21 protein-coding genes are annotated in these 18,525 nt (G+C 72.7%); 13 read left to right on the forward strand and 8 right to left on the reverse strand.

Annotated features, from left to right (window positions below; all coding sequences use genetic code 11):
* From ACWGI6_RS37415 to ACWGI6_RS37445, 7 genes are all read left to right on the forward strand, one after another.
* The coding region (locus tag ACWGI6_RS37415) for an Ig-like domain-containing protein (protein ID WP_453271642.1) at positions 1-787 on the forward strand (787 nt) is incomplete at its 5' end.
* A 184-nt stretch (positions 788-971) separates the two neighbouring features.
* Positions 972-2,210 (forward strand): L,D-transpeptidase, encoded by a 1,239-nt coding sequence (locus tag ACWGI6_RS37420; RefSeq protein WP_453271643.1) that lies wholly within the window; start codon positions 972-974, stop codon positions 2,208-2,210.
* 83 nt (positions 2,211-2,293) lie between these two features.
* Positions 2,294-3,061, forward strand: a complete 768-nt coding sequence (locus ACWGI6_RS37425; RefSeq protein ID WP_393910206.1) for an enoyl-CoA hydratase/isomerase family protein — start codon at positions 2,294-2,296, stop codon at positions 3,059-3,061.
* 277 nt (positions 3,062-3,338) lie between these two features.
* On the forward strand, positions 3,339-3,866 hold the full coding sequence (locus ACWGI6_RS37430) for an ATP-binding protein (protein WP_453271644.1): 528 nt from the start codon (positions 3,339-3,341) through the stop codon (positions 3,864-3,866).
* A 131-nt stretch (positions 3,867-3,997) separates the two neighbouring features.
* A complete protein-coding gene (locus tag ACWGI6_RS37435) occupies positions 3,998-4,474 on the forward strand; it encodes a hypothetical protein (protein ID WP_453271645.1) in 477 nt (158 codons plus the stop codon).
* Between the two features lie 57 nt (positions 4,475-4,531).
* Positions 4,532-5,317 (forward strand): DsbA family protein, encoded by a 786-nt coding sequence (locus ACWGI6_RS37440; RefSeq protein ID WP_453271646.1) that lies wholly within the window; start codon positions 4,532-4,534, stop codon positions 5,315-5,317.
* On the forward strand, positions 5,314-6,216 hold the full coding sequence (locus ACWGI6_RS37445; protein WP_453271647.1) for a cytochrome c biogenesis CcdA family protein: 903 nt from the start codon (positions 5,314-5,316) through the stop codon (positions 6,214-6,216). The genes ACWGI6_RS37440 and ACWGI6_RS37445 overlap by 4 nt, the downstream gene beginning before the upstream one ends.
* A 121-nt stretch (positions 6,217-6,337) precedes the next feature.
* Here ACWGI6_RS37445 and dgt read toward each other — a convergent pair whose 3' ends face one another.
* The 5 genes from dgt to ACWGI6_RS37470 all read right to left on the reverse strand — a co-directional run bounded on the left by dgt (position 6,338) and on the right by ACWGI6_RS37470 (position 11,408).
* Positions 6,338-7,663 carry a dGTP triphosphohydrolase gene (gene dgt, locus ACWGI6_RS37450; protein WP_453271648.1) on the reverse strand — a complete coding sequence of 442 codons (1,326 nt, stop codon included), beginning with the start codon at positions 7,661-7,663 and terminating at the stop codon, positions 6,338-6,340.
* A 58-nt stretch (positions 7,664-7,721) separates the two neighbouring features.
* Positions 7,722-8,075: a hypothetical protein gene (locus ACWGI6_RS37455; RefSeq protein ID WP_453271649.1), complete on the reverse strand. Its 354-nt coding sequence runs from the start codon at positions 8,073-8,075 to the stop codon at positions 7,722-7,724.
* A 305-nt stretch (positions 8,076-8,380) separates the two neighbouring features.
* On the reverse strand, positions 8,381-9,211 hold the full coding sequence (gene nadE / locus ACWGI6_RS37460) for an ammonia-dependent NAD(+) synthetase (protein ID WP_453271650.1): 831 nt from the start codon (positions 9,209-9,211) through the stop codon (positions 8,381-8,383).
* 137 nt (positions 9,212-9,348) lie between these two features.
* Positions 9,349-9,903 carry a GH25 family lysozyme gene (locus ACWGI6_RS37465; RefSeq protein WP_340490737.1) on the reverse strand — a complete coding sequence of 185 codons (555 nt, stop codon included), beginning with the start codon at positions 9,901-9,903 and terminating at the stop codon, positions 9,349-9,351.
* Between the two features lie 284 nt (positions 9,904-10,187).
* Positions 10,188-11,408, reverse strand: a complete 1,221-nt coding sequence (locus ACWGI6_RS37470; RefSeq protein WP_453271651.1) for a glycosyltransferase family 4 protein — start codon at positions 11,406-11,408, stop codon at positions 10,188-10,190.
* A gap of 236 nt (positions 11,409-11,644) precedes the next feature.
* On the opposite strand from ACWGI6_RS37470, the gene ACWGI6_RS37475 reads away from it, so the two are divergent.
* Positions 11,645-12,415 (forward strand): response regulator transcription factor, encoded by a 771-nt coding sequence (locus ACWGI6_RS37475; protein ID WP_453271652.1) that lies wholly within the window; start codon positions 11,645-11,647, stop codon positions 12,413-12,415.
* Position 12,416: 1 nt separating this feature from the next.
* Positions 12,417-13,964: an ATP-binding protein gene (locus ACWGI6_RS37480; protein ID WP_453271653.1), complete on the forward strand. Its 1,548-nt coding sequence runs from the start codon at positions 12,417-12,419 to the stop codon at positions 13,962-13,964.
* A gap of 241 nt (positions 13,965-14,205) precedes the next feature.
* Here ACWGI6_RS37480 and ACWGI6_RS37485 read toward each other — a convergent pair whose 3' ends face one another.
* Together ACWGI6_RS37485 and ACWGI6_RS37490 are read right to left on the reverse strand one after the other, a co-directional pair.
* Positions 14,206-15,165: a M56 family metallopeptidase gene (locus tag ACWGI6_RS37485; protein ID WP_453271654.1), complete on the reverse strand. Its 960-nt coding sequence runs from the start codon at positions 15,163-15,165 to the stop codon at positions 14,206-14,208.
* Positions 15,162-15,587: a BlaI/MecI/CopY family transcriptional regulator gene (locus ACWGI6_RS37490; protein ID WP_453271655.1), complete on the reverse strand. Its 426-nt coding sequence runs from the start codon at positions 15,585-15,587 to the stop codon at positions 15,162-15,164. The genes ACWGI6_RS37485 and ACWGI6_RS37490 overlap by 4 nt, the downstream gene beginning before the upstream one ends.
* Positions 15,588-15,703: 116 nt before the next feature.
* Here ACWGI6_RS37490 and ACWGI6_RS37495 point away from each other — a divergent pair, with 116 nt between their 5' ends.
* From ACWGI6_RS37495 to ACWGI6_RS37510, 4 genes are all read left to right on the forward strand, one after another.
* A complete protein-coding gene (locus ACWGI6_RS37495) occupies positions 15,704-16,399 on the forward strand; it encodes a DedA family protein (protein ID WP_453271656.1) in 696 nt (231 codons plus the stop codon).
* 81 nt (positions 16,400-16,480) lie between these two features.
* A complete protein-coding gene (locus ACWGI6_RS37500; RefSeq protein WP_453271657.1) occupies positions 16,481-17,086 on the forward strand; it encodes a phosphatase PAP2 family protein in 606 nt (201 codons plus the stop codon).
* Positions 17,083-17,844 (forward strand): phosphatase PAP2 family protein, encoded by a 762-nt coding sequence (locus tag ACWGI6_RS37505; protein WP_453271658.1) that lies wholly within the window; start codon positions 17,083-17,085, stop codon positions 17,842-17,844. Before ACWGI6_RS37500 ends, ACWGI6_RS37505 begins: the two co-directional genes overlap by 4 nt.
* A 144-nt stretch (positions 17,845-17,988) precedes the next feature.
* The gene (locus ACWGI6_RS37510) at positions 17,989-18,297 is read left to right on the forward strand and encodes a hypothetical protein (protein ID WP_453271659.1); all 309 of its coding nucleotides are present in this window, start codon (positions 17,989-17,991) and stop codon (positions 18,295-18,297) included.
* 102 nt (positions 18,298-18,399) lie between these two features.
* Here the strand turns inward: ACWGI6_RS37510 and ACWGI6_RS37515 are convergent.
* Positions 18,400-18,525, reverse strand: a 126-nt coding sequence (locus ACWGI6_RS37515; protein WP_453271660.1) for an L-serine ammonia-lyase, iron-sulfur-dependent, subunit alpha, incomplete at its 5' end; no start/stop codon positions are given.

Consider the following 18,525-nt stretch of genomic DNA (forward strand, 5'->3'; position numbering starts at 1 on the left):
CACCGGCCACTTCTCGCCGCAGGGCGATGCCACGGTCGGCACCGGCCTGATCTTCTCGCTGGCCTTCAACCGGCCGATCGCCGACCGCGCGGCCGTCGAACGCGCCGTCAAGGTCAGCGCCCGCCCCGCCGTCGAGATCGCCGCCCACTGGTTCGGCCACCGCCGGCTGGACTTCCGGCCCCGTGAGCGCTGGCGGCCGGGCACCGAGATCACCGTGGATCTGCGGCTGCGCGGGGTGAAGGCCGGACCGGGCGCCTACGGGACGCAGCGCAGGACCGTCCACTACCGGGTGGGCCGGGACCAGGTCAGCACCATCGATGCCGCCCGGCACACCATGACGGTGCGCCAGGCCGGCCGGGTGGTGGCGGTGCTGCCGGTCACCGCGGGCGACGACGAGAACCCCACCTACAACGGCAAGATGGTGATCCTGGAGCGGCATTCGGTGACGCGGATGGACGGCGACACCGTCGGCTTCGGCCGCGAATACGACATCCCCGACGTGCCGCACGCCATGCGTCTCACCAGATCGGGGACCTTCCTGCACGGCAACTACTGGGCGCCGCCCGAGGTTTTCGGCGGCCTCAACACCAGTCATGGCTGCGTCGGGCTGAAGGACATCAAGGGCGGCGGCCCCCACACCCCGGCCGGCTGGTTCTTCGACCGCTCGATCGTCGGCGACACCGTCGTGGTGGACCACTCCCCGGAGCGCACGGTCGCGCCGGACAACGGTCTCGGCGGCTGGAACATGCCGTGGGAGCTGTGGCGGGCCGGGTCCGCGCTGGGCTGACCGGGAGCCGGCCCGGCGGCCGTCCGCCCCTGCCTCCGCACCACCCCCGCACTTGGGACTAAACGGTGACGTTCACGGGGAGTTCACTGTCACCGCGGTGTGGTTATCTAACGGCAAGCGCGCGGCTGTCCGTGTTTCCGCGCGCGGGGGACCGCGGGCCGTGCGAGGGGAAAAGGGGCCAGTCGTGAACGTCCAGCCGAATTCGGGGGTGCCGGCTCGCCGGCGTCGGTGGCCGCACAAGGGCGGGGGCCCGCTCGCCCTGTTGCTCGGTGCGATGCTGCTGCTGGTGACCGCGTGCGGCGGTGACGGCGATGGCGACAAACCGGCCGGCAAGGCCGGCGGGGACAAGGACGCCTCGCGGGCGGCCGTGACGATAGCGCCCAAGGACGGCGCGCACGACGTCGCCACCAGCGGCGCGCTGAAGGTCACCGCCCAGAAGGGCAAGCTCAAGTCCGTCAAGGTCAAGGACGGCAAGGGCAACGAGGTCGACGGGAAGACAGCGGGCAGCGGCGCCCTGTGGCAGCCGAGCGGCCACCTGGGCGCCTCGACGGAGTACACCGTCGACGCGATAGCGGTGGACAGCCAGGGCCGGGAGGCTGCCGAGCACTCCAGCTTCACCACACTCGTCCCCAAGAACACCTTCATCGGCCAGTACAGCCCCGAGAACGGCCAGCAGGTCGGCGTCGGGATGCCGGTCTCGATCCACTTCACCCGCGGCATCACCGACCCCAAGGCCGTCGAGGACGCCATCAAGGTCAGCGCGAAGCCGTCGGTCCCGGTCGAGGGCCACTGGTTCGGCAACGACCGGCTCGACTTCCGCCCCGAGAAGTACTGGGCGGCCGGCACCAAGGTCACCCTCAAGCTCGACCTCAACGGTGTCGAGGGCCGGCCCGGTGTCTACGGCACCCAGGCCAAGGAGGTCTCGTTCACCGTCGGCCGCAGCCAGGTCAGCACGGTCGACGCCGACTCGAAGAAGATGACCGTGGTCCGCGACGGCAAGAAGATCAAGACCATCCCGATCACCTCGGGCGCGCCGGGCACCGAGACGTACAACGGCAAGATGGTGATCAGCGAGAAGCATCTCGTGACGCGGATGAACGGCGACACCGTCGGCTTCGGCGGGGAGTACGACATCAAGGACGTCCCGCATGCGATGCGGCTGAGCAACTCCGGCACGTTCATCCACGGCAACTACTGGTCCGGCCGTCCGACGTTCGGCACCCGCAACGCCAGCCACGGCTGTGTGGGCCTCTTCGACCAGCGCGGTGGCGGCGACAGCTCCACCCCGGCGGCGTGGTTCTTCCGCAACTCCGTCGTGGGCGATGTGGTCATCGTCAAGAACTCGCATGACGAAACGATCCAGCCTGACAACGGTTTCAGCGACTGGAACCTCTCCTGGGAGAAGTGGAAGGCCGACCGGTAGAGCGGCCGGAAGGCGAACGGGCCCGGCGCACTGTGACGGAGTGCACCGGGTCCGATGCCGTTAACGCGTACTAACCTTCCCGCATGACTGTGAATCTCGAGGTCGCCGACGGCGTCGGCACCATCCGCCTGGACCGTCCGCCGATGAACGCACTGGACATCGCCACCCAGGACCGGCTGCGCGAGCTGGCCGAGGAGGTCACCCGCCGCGACGAGGTGCGTGCCGTCGTCATCTGGGGCGGCGAGAAGGTGTTCGCGGCCGGCGCGGACATCAAGGAGATGCAGGCCATGGACCACCCGGCCATGGTGGTGCGCTCCAAGGCCCTGCAGGACTCCTTCACCGCCGTGGCCCGCATCCCCAAGCCCGTGGTCGCCGCGGTCACCGGCTACGCGCTGGGCGGGGGCTGCGAGTTGGCGCTCTGTGCCGACTTCCGGATCGCGGCCGACAACGCCAAGCTCGGCCAGCCGGAGATCCTGCTGGGCCTCATCCCGGGGGCCGGCGGCACCCAGCGGCTGGCGCGGCTGGTGGGCCCGTCCAAGGCCAAGGACCTGATCTTCACCGGCCGTCAGGTGAAGGCTGACGAGGCGCTCGCCCTCGGCCTGGTCGACCGGGTGGTGCCGGCCGCCGAGGTCTACGAGCAGGCGCACGCCTGGGCGGCACGGCTGGCGGCCGGTCCCGCGCTGGCGCTGCGGGCCGCCAAGGAGTCCGTCGACGCGGGCCTGGAGACCGACATCGACACCGGCCTGACGATTGAACGCAACTGGTTCGCGGGGCTGTTCGCGACCGAGGACCGGGAGACCGGCATGCGCAGCTTCGTCGAGGAAGGGCCGGGTAAGGCCAAGTTCCGCTGAAACAGCTGGTGTTGACGGGGAAACTGAGGTTTGGCCCGGGTGCAATGCCTCGTGTGGGCGAACGAGGGAAGGCTTAATTGCGCCTTAAGGCAACCTTGTCGACCTGCCCGGCAGCCTCCCCAGTAGGCCTGGCGTCGTCGCAGGTCAGCCGAGGTGCACCGGACCCTTAACTGCCGTTGGCATATGTCTCACCAGGGGCCTGGAACCGACGATTCCGGACAATCGATTCCGTCGGTTCCGCCCCCGTGGACGCCACGCAGCCGCCATGATGGGAGACATGGCGGGCCTCGAAGGAATGGAGCAGCCGCGGCCGCGGAGCGATCCGGCCGCCGCACGATGGGGCATCCCCGGTCCGGACGCAGACACCGCACCGGCACCCCGCGCACCGGTCTCCGCGGCACTCGATCTGGTCGGCGATCCGACCCTCGGCGAGGTCCGGCTGCCCTCGCGCCCCCAGTCCGCCGGCATCGCCCGCCGGCTGACCGCCGCCGTACTCCTCAAGCAGTGGTCCCTGACGCCCCAGCTCGCCGAGCACGCCGTGCTGCTGGTCTCCGAGCTCGTCGGCAACGCCGTACGGCACACCGGCGCCCGCACGTTCGGGCTGCGGATGCTCCGCCGTCGTGGCTGGATCCGTATCGAGGTGCGCGACCCGTCCCGCGGCCTGCCCTGTCTCATGCCGGTCCAGGAGATGGACACCAGCGGCCGCGGCCTCTTCCTCGTCGACAAGCTCTCCGACCGCTGGGGCGTGGATCTGCTGCCCCGCGGCAAGACGACCTGGTTCGAGATGCGGATCGCCGACCGCTGAGGGCCGGTTTCCTGCCCCGGCCCGGCCCGGTGTGCCCCGACGTTCCTGAGGCCCGGTCGGTGCTCCGCTCGCGCGGTGACGATCCGTAGGATGGGTTGTTCATGCTCGCGCAGGTACGGAGAGGAGGGGACATGCACCACGTGCGCCGGTCGGCCACGCTGACGCTGCTGCTCCTCCTCGCCGTCACCTTCGGGCCGCTGCTGTGCCGCGTCGGCGGCGACCAGGCCTGGCCGGCAGGCCGGGCGGCGACGGCCGCGGCGGCATGGCGGGCCGACGGCGCTTCGGCGGCCACCCCGGATGCCGCGAGCCCGGCGGACGGGGACACACCGGCCCGGCCGGCCGCCGCCGGCAGCGGCCCGCGGCTCGATCGCGACGCCCCGATCGCCGTTGCCCACGCGCCCAAGAGGTGCTCGGACCGGCATGCCCCGGGGCCCGCCGAGTCCGCCCCGCTGCCCTCACCGCACCGCGGTGAGCCCCTCGCCCCCGCCACCACCGGCCCGGGGCCGCTCGCCGCTGACCTCCCCGCGCAGTTCGCGCTCGCCCGGCCGCCGACCGACAGCGCGCCCGCCCACGACCGCACCGCGCTCCTGCCCGTACTGCGGATATAGGCCGCTGCCCCGACGCACACGGCCTGAAATTCCCCTTGGTACGTCTGGAGCTTCCGCATGCCCAAATCCGCCTCTCCCACCCGCAAACTGGCCGCGATCGGCGCGGTCATCGCCCTCGTCGTGGCCGTCATCGCCATCGGGGTCGCCGTCGGCACGTCCGTCGAGGGCGACCGCGGCACCGGCCGCACCGGCGATCCCGAGGCCGCCGCCTCCGTCGAGCCCGAAGAGGACCCCGCACAGCAGAAGATGTTCGACGACCTCGCCCAGCGGACCAGCCGGCGCCAGGACGGCGACCCGCTGGCCGTCGGCAGGAAGGACGCCCCGGTGGTCCTGGTCGAATACGCCGACTACCAGTGCTCGTTCTGCGGCCGCTTCACCCGCGAGACCCAGCCCGCACTGATCAAGAAGTTCGTCGACGCGGGCACCCTGCGCGTCGAATTCCGCAACTTCACCGTCTTCGGCGCCGACTCCGAGCGGGCCGCCCGCGCCTCCTGGGCCGCCGGACAGCAGGGCAAGTTCTGGCAGCTCCACGACGCGCTGTACGCCAAGACCCGCAAGGGCCGGGCGCTTGCCGAGGACAAGCTCGTCGAGCTGGCCCGCACGAGCGGGGTGGCCGATATCGAGAAGTTCCGTGCGGACATGAAGAGCGCGGGCGCCGAGCGGGCGCTGAAGAAGGATCAGGACGAGGGGTTCCAGCTCGGGGTGCAGTCCACGCCGTCCTTCCTCATCAACGGCCGGCCGGTCGCCGGGGCCCAGCCCGCCGAGGTCTTCGCACAGGCCATCCAGGAAGCCGCGGCGCGGGCGGCCAAGAACGGGCCGGCGGCCAAGGGGGCCGGGGAATGAACGACATCGGCTACCTCGCGGCCTTCCTGGGCGGTGCGCTGGCGCTGCTCAGCCCGTGCAGCGCGCTGCTGCTGCCGGCGTTCTTCGCGTACTCCCTCTCGACGCCCGGCCGGCTGGTGGCCCGTACCGGGGTGTTCTATCTGGGGCTGGCCACGACGCTGGTGCCGCTCGGCGCGGCCAGTACGGCGGCCAGCCGGCTGTTCAACGGCCACCGCGATCTGCTGATCGCCGTCGGCGGCTGGGTCGTCATCGCGATGGGCCTCGCCCAGATCCTCGGTCTGGGCTTCGCCTCCCGGCGTGCCCAGGCCGCCGCCGCGAGGATCACCCCGCGGTCGGCCGTCTCCACCTTTCTGCTCGGCTGTGTCTACGGGCTCGCCGGCTTCTGCGCGGGCCCGATCCTCGGCGCGGTGCTGACGGTGACAGCGGTCAGCGGTTCACCGGTGTACGGCGCCTCGATGCTCGCCGTCTACGCGCTGGGCATGGCGCTGCCGCTGTTCGTGCTGGCGCTGCTGTGGGAGCGCTTCCGGCTCGGCACCCGGGGCTTGCTGCGGGGCCGGGAATTCGCCCTCGGAAGGCTGCGGCTGCACACCACCTCGGTGCTGTCCGGGGTGTTCTTCATCGGCATCGGCGTGCTTTTCCTGCGCTTCAACGGGACCAGCGCACTGCCCGGAATTCTCGACGCCGACGGCGAATTCCGGGCCGAGGAATGGGCGAAGCGGATCGGGAACGCCGTACCCGACCCTGCCCTGATCGCGGTGGCCGCGCTGATCGTCGCGGCGGTGCTCGGCCGTATCGCGCTGCGGCCGGAGAAGAAGCCGCGGGACGGGGCCGGTCCGTCGTCGGGCGGGACAACAGGGCCGCGGGAAGGTGCCGATCAACGGCGGGGCGGGCCCGAATAGCGGCGGAGCGGAGGCACGTCGCCGTGGGGTGGCGCCGAAGAGCCGCGGGGTGGGAGTGAGTGGCCGCCGGGGGGCGGGGCCGGGCCGTCGATGGACGGCACCGGGCTCCCGCCCCCCGGGCTCACAGCCACACGTTGTCGTTGACCGACCCCAGCCCGGTGCCGGACAGCCGCCGGTGCAGGGCCAGCGCCTGGTCCTCGGTCAGCGAGGCGACATGGTCCGCGGCGGCGCGCAGCCGGTCGCCGTGCAGCGTGAGCTCCTCGGCGCGGTCCGGCGGCAGCAGCTCGGGTGCGTCATGGGTCCAGCGCAGCAACTCGCTCACCACCCGCCGCTTGCCGTGCTGCTGGGTGGCCAGCGCGGGGCGGTCGATGACGTAGCACCACACCAGCTCCTTGAGCAGATCGCAGGCGGCCCGCCGCTCCGCCGGGATCACCAGCTGCGCGCCGTAGCGGATCGCCGCCTCGCCGCTCACCTCCAGCTCGATCCCACGGGTGAAGTACGAGATCAGATCGGCGGTGCGGCGATTGACCGCGACCGCGTCCTCATGGCTGCCGCTGTACGGGGCGGGCACCGCCAGCCGCTTGCCGATGTCCGCCATCATCACCAGCGCCGCCGCACGGTCGAAGGTCTCGCCCTCCCGCGCCCGCTTGGCCTGGACGTAGTCCAGGAAGCGGGCGATCTCCCGCTCGGTGTCGGCGCCGGCGGCACCGTCCGGCGGGAACAGCGCGGCCAGCGGAATCAGGCCCGTACGGTAGAAGTCCTCGACGTCATGGCAGGCGTAGGTGACATCGTCCGCCCAGTCCATGACCTGCTCCTCGACCGGTACGGCGGTGTCCGTACGGCCGGCCCGCACCCAGGAGAACGCCTCCCGGTCGGCGACGTACACCCCCCACTTCACATGCCGCGCCGGGTCCTGGTCGACGGGCGCCCGCTCCCACGGGTATTTGGTGGCGGCGTCCAGACAGGCGCGGGTCAGATGCAGTCCGCGATGGCCCGGGTATTTGTGGGCGGCGAGAAAGGTCAGCACCCGCAGGGTCTGTGCGTTGCCCTCGAAGCTGTCCAGCACGCCGTCCGCGAAGTGCAGCTCGTCCATCGTGGCGCGCAGCGCCAGCTCACCCGCGTGCCCGAAGGGCGGATGGCCGATGTCGTGGGCCATGCACGCCGCCTCGACAAGCGCCGGATTCGGCCCGCCGTACCGGCGCTCCAGCCGCTCCGCCATCCGCCGGCCGAGCTGAGCCACCTTCATCGAGTGGGTCAGCCGGGTGTGGTAGGCGCCCAGCTCGGCGCTCGCCACCACCTGGCTCTTGCCGGCCAGTGCCCGCCACTGGGTCGAATACAGAATCCGGTCGACGTCATGCTCGAAGCCGGACCGCTGCCCGTCGTCGGGCACCCGGCGCCGGAGGGAGTGCTGCTCTAGGTCCTCATCGCTGTATGTGGCAGGTCGCATGCGCGGATGGTAGTCCGCCCCGCCTGCCGGGGTCCGGCCGGTGGGCAGGTCTCGCCCGCTAGGCGTTCAGCCGACGCCGCCAGCGCGGATGCGGACGGGCGTGCGGGCGCGCATGCGCGGGGTGGGCGTCCGCCCGGCGCCGGCGGTCGTTGCAGAGCAGGCACTTTCCGTAGCCCGGCGGAAGGGGATCTTCCGGGTCGCCGTACAACGGGTCGACCGCGCCGTGGGGATGTAGGGCGCAGCCGGTCGGGCCGGTCTCCGCGCCCAGTGAGCCGGCAGCGGTCAGCGCCTGCCGGAGGACGTCGACGAGCTGGTCTGCATCGCGCCGGGTCGGCGCGGACTGCAGGGCGGAGGCAAGGTCGGAGGCGGTGGTCAGCGCGGTCTGGAGTTCGCGCAGGTTTGCGTAGCCCATGCCTCGGAGCGTAGGCGGCCCCACTGACAGTTGATCTTCCGATCGCACTTCGCGGCTTCCCATGGCCGGATGCATGCCCGCTCCCGCCCACGATTTAGCACCGGGATGGTGACGGCCGCCTGGCCGGTCCATGACGGGAGGGGGTGGGGGCGGGCGATGGGGCAGCCGGCGCGAGCAGTCTCCCTCTAGGACCGCCGCCGATCTGCCGGGCCGCCGCGGCAGCATTCACAGCCACGGCAGCTCCCGGCGAGCGCCCGTTCTTCCCGACGCTTCCCGCCTGCGCCCCCCCGAAGCCGCCCCTCCCCTCAGGGAGCGATCGGCAGTGCCCGCTTGTGGTCGGTGAGGCGGTAGCGGCGGACGATGGCGTGGGCGGCCGCGGCGTCGACCGGCTTGCCTTCCAGGTAGTCGTCGATCTGGTCGTAGCTCACACCGAGCGCGTCCTCGTCCGGCTTGCCCGGGTCGAGCGTCTCCAGGTCGGCCGTCGGCACCTTGTGCACCAGTTCCTCCGGGGCGCCCAGCGCCGCCGACACCGCGCGCACCCGGCGCTTGGTCAGCCCCGTCAGCGGCACCACATCGGCCGCGCCGTCACCGAACTTCGTGAAGAAGCCGGAGACCGCCTCGGCCGCGTGGTCGGTACCCACGACCAGGCCGTCATGGGCGCCGGCGACCGCGTACTGCGCGATCATGCGCTGGCGCGCCTTGATGTTGCCCTGGACGAAATCCTGGTGGTGGGCGTCGCGGAAGGTGAGCCCGCCGTCCACCGCCGCCTGCAGCGCCGCATCGCTCGCCGGGCGGATGTCGACGGTCAGCTCCCGGTCCGGGCGGATGAACTCCAGCGCCCGCCGGGCGTCCTTCTCGTCCGCCTGGACGCCGTACGGCAGCCGCATCGCGTAGAACGTCGTCTCGTGCCCGGCGGCGCGGGCCCGCTCCACGGCGAGCTGGCAGAGCCGGCCCGTGGTCGTGGAGTCGACGCCGCCGCTGATCCCCAGGACCAGCGAGCGCAGGCCCGTGGAGGTCAGCCGGTTCGTGAGGAAGGCCACCCGGCGCTCGATCTCCTGCTCGGCGTCGAAGGACGCGGTCACCTGGAGATCCCGGGCGATCTCCTGCTGCAGGGCCTTGGACGCCGGGTCGGTCACGGCTGCTCCTCGTTGTTCTCGTGCCGCGTCGCGCGGTGCTGGTGGTGACGCATTGCTCTGTGACGCCTACGTGGCGTGCTTCTTCTCCGCGTAGGCGCGGTTTCTCGGGGCGCGGAAAGACGCGCCGGTAGGAAACCTTATGCCGGGTGCGCCCACTTCTTGAGGGCGGCCTTGGTCGAGAAGTCCGCGACGTCCTTGTCCAGAGGCCGGTCGGTGTACTGATGGATGCGCCACTTCGCCTTGATCCGCGGATGCCCGGCGGAGACGTAATCGGCGATCCACAGGCCGTCGGCCGCGTAGGACGTGGTGTCGTGGTTGAGCCAGAAATCGCGGTTGCAGTAGAGCATCACCCGGTGGGTGGGGCGCAGCTTCTTCACCTCGACCAGGAACTGGTCCTTCTGCGCATTGCTCGCATACGTCCCCTCGCCGGTGCGCTCCCAGTCGCAGGCGAGGAGGTCGCCCTGGACCGATGCGCATTTCTCGACGAAGTATTTCGCCTGGGCGGCGATATTTCCCGGCCACAGAAAGTGGTAGAAACCGACGACACAACCCGCTTTACGGGCCTTTGACGCCTGCGCGGACTGGTGCGGATTGATGTAGGAGCGGCCTTCGGTGGCCTTGACGAAAACGAAGTCCAGCCCCTCGGCGGAATACGAGGTGTTGTAGGAGCTGACATCGACACCATGCAGCATGAACGGCCTCCTGCCGATCGGACCTGCGGATTCGAAGCGTCAACTGCTCGAAGCGTCAACTGCGTTGCAGAGGTTCCGGGCGTTCCTGCGTTTCCTGCGTTGCGGTGATCGGGTGTCCCTGCGAGCCCGCGTTCCCGCGTGCGAGGCAGTCTCGTTCCAGCAGTTCAGCATGTTTGCTACCGGGGACGCCAGATCGTGGTGGGGAAGTTCCTTGTACCGCGGTCAAGTTGAGGCGGGGCCGCTATCGCGGACCGGACCGGCCCCGCCGGCCGGGAGCGTCGGCTTCAGCGCCGCCGGGCCCGTCGCACCAGCCGCCGCGCGCGGGCACGGGCGCGGCCGAGGACGCGGCGCAAGGCCCGGCCGGTGCGCGTCGACCGGAGCTCCTGGAAGAGGAGTTCATAGCGTTCGGCGATCGGCTCCGGGTCGTAGCGGTGCGAGCTCTCCAGCGCGGTCTCGGCCATCTTGCGGCGGCGCTGCGGGTCCTCGATGAGCCGCAGGAGAGCGCTGGCCAGCGCCCGGCCGTCGCCGCGCGGCACCAGCAGCCCGTCCGTACCGTGGTGAATGATCTCGGCCGGGCCCAGCGGGCAGTCGGTGCTGACGACGGGAACGCCGCAGCGCATCGCCTCGACGAGGGTCATGCCGAAGGACTCGGCGTCCGAGGCCGAGGCGACGATCGACGCCTTGGCGAACTCCGCCTCTATCGGGGAGCGCGGCCCGGTCAGCTCCGCCCGCTCGTTCAGCCCGAGCCCGTCGATCAGCCCCTGGAGCTGGGCGCGCTCGGTGCCGCCGCCGTGTATCCGCAGCCGCCAGTCGGGGTGCTTGGCGGAGACCGCGGAGAACGCCTCGATCAGCAGGTCGAAGCGCTTGCCGCGGACCAGCCGGCCGGCCGCCGCGATCACCTTCGCGGTGCCCTGGGACGGCGGCCCGGCCGGTGCGGGCACGATGTTGGGCACCGCCAGGACCCGTACGCCGGGCAGCGGCATCCGCGCGCGGTAGACGGACGCATCCGCCTCGGTGGTCGTGACCAGGGCGTCCAGCGTCCGGTAATGGCGGGCGAGTTCGGCCCGCAGCCGCTTGCTGTGGGCGTCGTGCCGGAGGTGTTCCTGGGCGATCCGCAGCGCCCGGCGGGGGCCGAACCGCGCCAGGTAGACATTGATGCCGGGCCGGGTGCCGATCAGCACATCCGCGTCGGTGGTGCGCAGAAACTCCGCGACACGGACGTCGACCAGCCGGCTGTACTGGTGGTGCCGCTTCTCGGCGAGCGGGAAGTCCTGCGCGGGCTCACCGAACAGCGGATCGGCCATGTCCTCGCTGCCGACGCGGGTGTCCACCAGCGGCACCAGCCGCACCCGGGGGTCCACCGTGAACCGTGGGACCTCGCGGTGCCGCAGCATCGAGACGATCTCGACGTCATGCCGGTCGGCGAGCGCGGCGGCGAGGTTGAAGGTGGTGCGGATGGTGCCGCCGATGGCGTAGGCGTTGTGCAGCAGGAGGGTGATCTTCATACGGTGTCGTGCTCTTCCCCGAGATGTGCCGAGTCGTTCCGACCGGCCGGTACGCTCGCGGTCCGGTCACCGCGACCGGCCCGTCCGGCACCGGGCCACCGTGGCGGTAAGGGGTAAGCCGATGGCGTGGCGAGGGTGAGAGCCCGGTAAGAACCACGGGTGAGATCCGGGTAAGAAAGCCACCGCAGGACCGGCCGCCCGCCGGAGCACCTCCGGACCCTTGGCAGACTTGCCGGGTGACCCATTCCGTACTGCTCGCCGAGGACGACCGTCCCATCCGCACCGCGCTGGAGCGTGCCCTGACCCTGGAGGGGTACCAGGTCACCGCGGTCGCCGACGGTATCCAGGCGCTCGCCGCCGCGCACCGCGAGCGGCCCGATGTGATCCTGCTGGACGTGATGATGCCGGGGATCGACGGGCTGCAGGTGTGCCAGGTGCTGCGGGCCGAGCAGGACCGCACCCCGATCCTGATGCTCACCGCCCGGGTCGAGACGGCGGACCGGATCGCCGGTCTGGACGCCGGTGCGGACGACTATGTGGTCAAGCCGTTCGAGGTCGAGGAGGTCTTCGCCCGGCTGCGGGCGCTGCTGCGGCGGACGACGTCGGAGGCGGCGGCGTCGGAAGAGGGCGGTGCGGGCGCCGGTCCCGGTGTGACGGACGAGGCCGACGGGGCCGAGTGGGCGTACGACGCCCGAGCGGCGGACAGCGGCGTCGTCGAGGCGGCGGATCTGCGGATCGACGGGCCCTCGCGCCGCGCCTGGCGCGGAGAGCGGGAACTGGAGCTGACCCGGACCGAATTCGAGCTGCTGGAGCTGCTGGCCCGCAACGCCGGGATCGTCCTGGACCATTCGACGATCTATGACCGGATCTGGGGGTACGACTTCGGGCCGGGCTCGAAGAACCTCGCGGTGTACGTGGGCTATCTGCGGCGCAAGGTCGATGTCCCGGGCAGCCGCCCGCTGATCCACACGGTGCGTGGCGTCGGTTACGTACTGCGGGAGGACTGAGATGCCCAGGCCCCGTGACCGCGCCGGGACCGGGCCGCGCACCCGGCCCGGCCGTCGGCTGCGCGCCCGGCTGCGGGCCTGGTCGGGCTCCTGGCGCAGCGGCGGGTCCGCCGCCTGGCTGCGCACCCGTAGGCCCGCCAGCCTGCGTACCGCTTTCGCGGTGGCGTTCGCCACGGGGGCGGCCGCGGTGACCGTCCTCGTCGGGTTCCTCAGCTACGACGCGGCGGCCCGGCTGGTACGGGTCGACGAGAAGTCGGTGTTCTCGCAGGTCGTACGGGATCTGCGCACCCAGGTGCAGGAAAAGCCGTTCCTGCCCGCCGATTACGCGAGCTCCGACCCCGACCACGACGGGCCGCGCGACGAGCTCACCCGGCCCACCCGTACCGATGTGCAGATCCTGGGCGCCGGCGGCCGGGTCGTGGAGCTGGGGCGCCCGGCCCTCCCGGCCGGTACGGAGGAACGCCGGGTGGCCGCCGACGCGCGTGCCGGCCACCTCGCCGAGCGGGAGGCGGACGTCGGCGACGAGGAGTACCACGTCGCGACCGTGGCGCTCGGCGGTGGCCGCGGTGCCGTGCAGGTCGCGCAGAAGTTCAGCGAGACCGAGGATCTGCTCTCCGCGCTCCAGAAGCGCACCGCCCTGCTGGCCGCCGCGGTCATCGCGCTGTCCGGTGCGGGCGGCTGGTGGCTGGCGCGCCGGATCACCGGCCGGCTGGTGCGGCTGACCTCGGTCGCCGAGAACGTGGCGGAGCACGGACGGCTGGACGTCCCGGTCCCGGTGGTGGGGCGGGACGAGGTCGCCCGGCTGGGGCGGGCCTTCGACGACATGCTCGGCCGGCTGGCCAGCGCCGTCCAGGACCAGCAGCGCCTCGTCCAGGACGCCGGCCATGAGCTGCGCACCCCGCTGACCTCGCTCCGGACGAACATCTCGCTGCTGAAGCGGTTCGAGGAACTGCCGCCGGACGCCCGCGACGAGCTGTTGGCCGATCTGGCGGGCGAGGCCCGTGAACTCAGCGACCTGGTCAATGAGCTGGTGGATCTGGCGGCCGGGCAGCGCGACGACGACCCGCTCTCCGAGGTGAACCTGGCCGAGGTCGCGGAGAAGGCGACCGCCTCGGCCCGCCGCCGCACCGGCCGGGAGATCACCGTACGGACCGTTCGCCCGGCGGTGGTCGAGGGCCGCTCCGCCGCACTGCACCGTGCGCTGACCAATCTGCTGGAGAACGCGGCAAAATTCGACGCGGGCGGGACGGCGCCGATCGAGGTCGTCGTCACCGGTGCCCGCATCGAGGTCCTCGACCGCGGCCCCGGTATCGCGGACGCCGACCTGACCCGGGTCTTCGACCGCTTCTACCGGGCCGCGGCCGCCCGTGGCCTGCCCGGCTCCGGCCTCGGCCTCGCCATCGTCCGCGAGATCGCCACCGCCCACGGCGGCCATGCCTTCGCCACCCGCCGCCCCGGCGGCGGCGCCACCCTGGGCTTCACGGTCGGCACGGGAAAGGACGGCGGCAGGGGGGCCGGGGCACATACGGGGTCGGGGTCGGGGGCTTAGGGGATTTAGGGGACTTAACGGCCTGCGCTTCCGGGCCTCCCGGGGCTTGGGGTGCACCGGCGGCGGGGTGTTCGGTCTCCAGTGCTTCGCGGCGTACCGCCCGCGGGGCGCTTGCTCTCCCGGTCCTCCCGCGATGCGCACCGCCCGCGGGATGCCTGCTCTCCCGGCCCTTCCGCGATGACCGCCCGCCCGGCGCCCAGCCGCCTACCGGGCGGACTTGCCCCTTCCCGGTTCCGGCCGGTCAGTGCGCGGTCTCCCCCTGGGCCACTTCCACCGTCTCGTGCAGATCGGCCGCGGCGTCCAGGGCGGCGGCCGCGGAGAAGGTGACACAGGCGAGCAGGGCCGCGGCGATCAGCCGGCGGCCGTGCACGCCGGTGTGTGGCGGAGGATGGCCCGAGGACCGCTCGGGGGCCAGCAGGGCGGCGACCCGGCGGGGTACCGGGCCGGTCGTCGCGGCGAGGACGGTGCCGGGGCGGTGCGACGCCGGGGCAGCGGGGCGGGCGGCCAGCGCGGCGCGGCCGATGGCGCGGGCCGTCACACGGCGGTCGCCCACCCGGGACGCGGCGGATTCGTCGGCCCAGCGCTCCAGGGCGTACGCCAGCGGTGCGCGCAGGGACCGGAGCAGCGGATGGCAGACCGCGGCCAGCGCGACCGTGAGCAGGAAGAGATGGTGCCGGCCCGCGAGATGGGCGCGCTCATGGGCGAACAGCGCCTCCCGCTCGTCCGGGGGCAGGGCCCGCAGCATCCCGGCCGTGACCACCACCCGGCCCGGCCGGCCCGGCAGGGCGTACGCATCGGGCGCGGAGTCCGGCAGGACGCACAGATCGCCGGAGGTGGGGTGGGCATCGGAGGTGAGCCGGGCGGTGCGGATTTCGGTGTGGTGGCGGCGGGCGCGGTGGACGACGGCGAGGGCACCGGCGGTGAGCAGACCGGCGGCGGCAGCGGCAGCGGGGAGCGACACGGCCGGATCGTCGCCGAGCAGCGGCAGGGAGAGATGGCCCAGGGCGGCGACCGGAGGCAACTGCAGCGCCCCGGCGGTCAGCAGCAGGCCCAGCGCCGCGGTCGTACAGGCGGCCAGCGCGACCGCGCAGCCGGTCAGCAGCCAGGCCGCGGCGCGCGGCGGCAGCGACTCCGCCAGGCGGCGGGCGGCCGGCACCGCGAACAGCGGCATCAGCAGGGGAATCCATACGGCGAAGATCATGGTGCGGCCCCGGGACCGGGCTGCGCGCCGGCTTCCGGCCCCTCGGGGGCGTCGTCCGCCCCCTCCAGAAGGGACCGCAGCAACTGCTCGTCCTCGTTGGTCAGCTGCGAGACGAAGCGGGCGAGCGCGGTACCGCGGTCGTCCTGCTTGTCGAGTTCGCTGCGCATCCGCCGGGCGGTCAGCCCCGCGGAGTCCTGTATGGGGGAGTACACGAAACCGCGGCCGGCCCGGGAGCGGGAGACCGCCCCCTTGTCGTGCAGGCGAGTGAGGATCGTGGTGACGGTGGTCCGCGCGAGCCGGCCGCCCAGTGCGCTCTGCACCTCGATGGGGCTCAGTGCCCCCTCGGCCGCCCAGAGCGCCGCGAGCACGCTCGCCTCCAGCTCGCCGGCGGGGCGCCGCTGCACGGGTGAGGTCTCCGACATGGAACGCCCCTTCACCTTTTCCGTCGTCTACAGTTCCGTAGACCGTCTACGTAACTGTAGTCGGCCGGGCCGACCGGAGGGCAGGCCCGCAACCCATTATGGGAGGGGCCGCCGACATGTCTGTAGCCGCCGCATTTCCGCAGGTGACAGCGGTCACCCAGGCCGTGAACGTACTCGACGCCGGATCCCTGCTGGCCGCGTTCGGCGCGCTGGGCGTCGCCGTCGTGCTGTTCGCCGAGACCGGGCTGCTCGTCGGCTTCTTCCTGCCCGGCGACTCGCTGCTGTTCACCGCCGGGCTGCTGTGCGCCCCGGGCACCGGCGGCGCCGTACACCTCGCGCTGCCGCAGGTGCTCACGGCCGCCGCCGTCGGTGCGCTCGCCGGATCCCAGACCGGCTACTGGATCGGCCGGCGCGGCGGCCGTGCCCTGCTGGCCCGTAGTGGCGCCCGCCGGCTGCACGAGGGAGCCGCCCGCGCCGAGGAGTTCCTCACCCGCTACGGCCACGGCAAGGCCATCGTCCTCGCCCGCTTCGTCCCCGTCGTCCGCACCGTACTGAACCCGCTGGCCGGCGCCCTCGGCGTGCCCGCCCGCACCTTCGCCCTCTGGCAGATCACCGGCGGCCTGCTCTGGACGCTCGGCCTCACCCTCGCCGGATACGGCCTGGGGGCGTCCGTACCGAACGTCGACCGCTATCTGCTGCCGCTGGTCGCCCTGGTGGTGCTGGTGTCGCTGGCCCCGCTCGCCGTCGAACTGCTCCGCTCCCGCAGGCGCCCGGAAACGACGCCCGGCCCCACACCGCCGCCCGGCGCCTGAACCACCCCGGCCGTCCGCCCCCTCCGCCACCACCGCACCAAACCGCCGGCCGTCGAGCCCCGAGCCGCCAAGGAGAACCCTGTGAACCACCTCGCCTTCGGGGGAGCCTCGATCGACGGCGGCCTGTACACCCGGATCACCGCGCTCGCCCGGCGCGCCCCGCACGACCTGAACACCCTCCTCTCCTACTGGACCGATTACGGCCTCGCCCTCTTCGCCGCCCTGATGCTGATCGGCTGGTGGCGGGCGCGGAACGGCACCTCCGGCGCCATGGCGACGGCGCTGGCCACCCCCGTCGTCGTGGTCGCCGCCTTCCTCGTCAACGACCTCGTCAAGACGTTCTTCGACGAACAGCGGCCCTGCCAGACGCTCCACACCGTCACCGTCGAGGCCTGTCCCGGGCCCGGCGACTGGTCCTTCCCCAGCAACCACTCCGCCATCGCCGCGGCGGCCGCGGTCGCCCTGCTGCTGTGCGACCGGCAACTGGGCCGGATCGCCGTACCGGCCGCGCTCCTCATGGCGGCCTCACGCGTCTGGGTCGGTGCGCACTACCCGCACGACGTCGCCGTCGGCCTGATCGCCGGCGCCGTCGTGGCCCGGGGGCTCACCCCGCTCGCCCGCCGCGCGGCCCCCGCCGTCGACCGGATCCGGGACACCCGGCTGCGACCCCTGGTGGCCGCGCGGTGACGGCGCCCGAGCCGGGACCACAGCGGCCACGGCCGGACCCGGAGCCGGTCCCGCGCCCCGGGACGTGGCGACGTCCCGCTGCCGTCCCTCTCCTCACGTTCGCCGCGGTCTGCGCCGCGCTCTTCACCGCCGTGCTGGTCACCGTGTCCGTACGGCACGGAGCCCCGCTGGCCCCCGAACAGGCCGCCCTCCACTGGTCCACGGCACACCACGGAGAGCCGCTGCGCTCCATGGCCCGCGCGCTGACCGCCACCGGCAGCGGCCCGGTTCCCTATCTGCTGGCGGTGCTCGCCGGCCTGTTGGCCGGCCGGAGTGCGGCGGGCCGGCTGCGCGCGGTGATCTGCGCCGTCGCCGTACTCGCCGTAGGCCAGGCGATCCGTTACGGCCTGATGGAGCTGATCGCCCGCCCCCGCCCGCCGGCCGCCGACTGGGCCGGGCACGCCTCCGGCCATGCGTTCCCCTCCGGCCATGCCACCACCTCGGCGCTGGCGGCCGGGATCCTGGCCTGGGGCATCGCCTGGCGCGCCCGCCCCGCCGTGGCCCGCACCTGGTGCGTGGTGCTCGCCCTCTGGGCCGTCGGGGTCGGCCTCACCCGCGTCTACCTGAGCGTCCACTGGCCGGGCGACGTCCTCGGCGGCTGGCTGCTGGCGGCCACCCTGCTCGCCCTCGCGCTGCTCCTGGAGCCGTTCGCCCTCCCCGGCCGGGACCGCCCGGCCCCGGCCGGCGCGAGCCCCCAAAGCGCGCATTCCCATGAATAGCTGACGATCGGACCAGATCTTCCCCAAGGCGGCATGGACGCGTCCCACGCCGAGCAGCACTGTCCTGGGTGCCGGGACGGCGGAAGCGATGCCGCCACGGCGCCCTCACGGCACGTACCACCGCGGCACCAGGGGGACACACCGATGAACGAGCCACTCGACGCCTCGCCGCCGCGCCCGTCAGCCGGGGGGACCGCCGCGTCCGCCGCCCCCCATGGCCGCTGCCCGGCCGCCGCCGCCAAGGACCCCACCCCGTGCGAGGGCCCGCAGGACGCCGCCACCATCGTCGACCGCCAGGGCAGGGAGGCCGCCGGCTGCGTCCACCACTGCGCCCGCCTGCTGGCCGGCCTCGAAGGCGCCCGCGTCCACCCCTTCGTCCCCGCGAACCAGGCCCTGGACATCTACTCCCGGGCCCGTGAACTCCCGCCCTTCGCATGGGAGATCGGCCGATAGCCGACCCGCCGGGCGCGAGGGTCCGCGGACCGGCGGATCACCTCGGCGGTCGCCCTCGGCGGACGGAGGGCGCCGCCCCGGACCTCGTCCGCCGTCCCTGCCTCAGCACTCGATGATGTTGACGGCGAGGCCGCCGCGTGCGGTTTCCTTGTATTTGACGCTCATGTCGGCGCCGGTGTCCTTCATGGTCTTGATGACCTTGTCGAGGGAGACGTGGTGGCGGCCGTC

It is taken from the genome of Streptomyces sp. NPDC054786 (assembly GCF_053611685.1).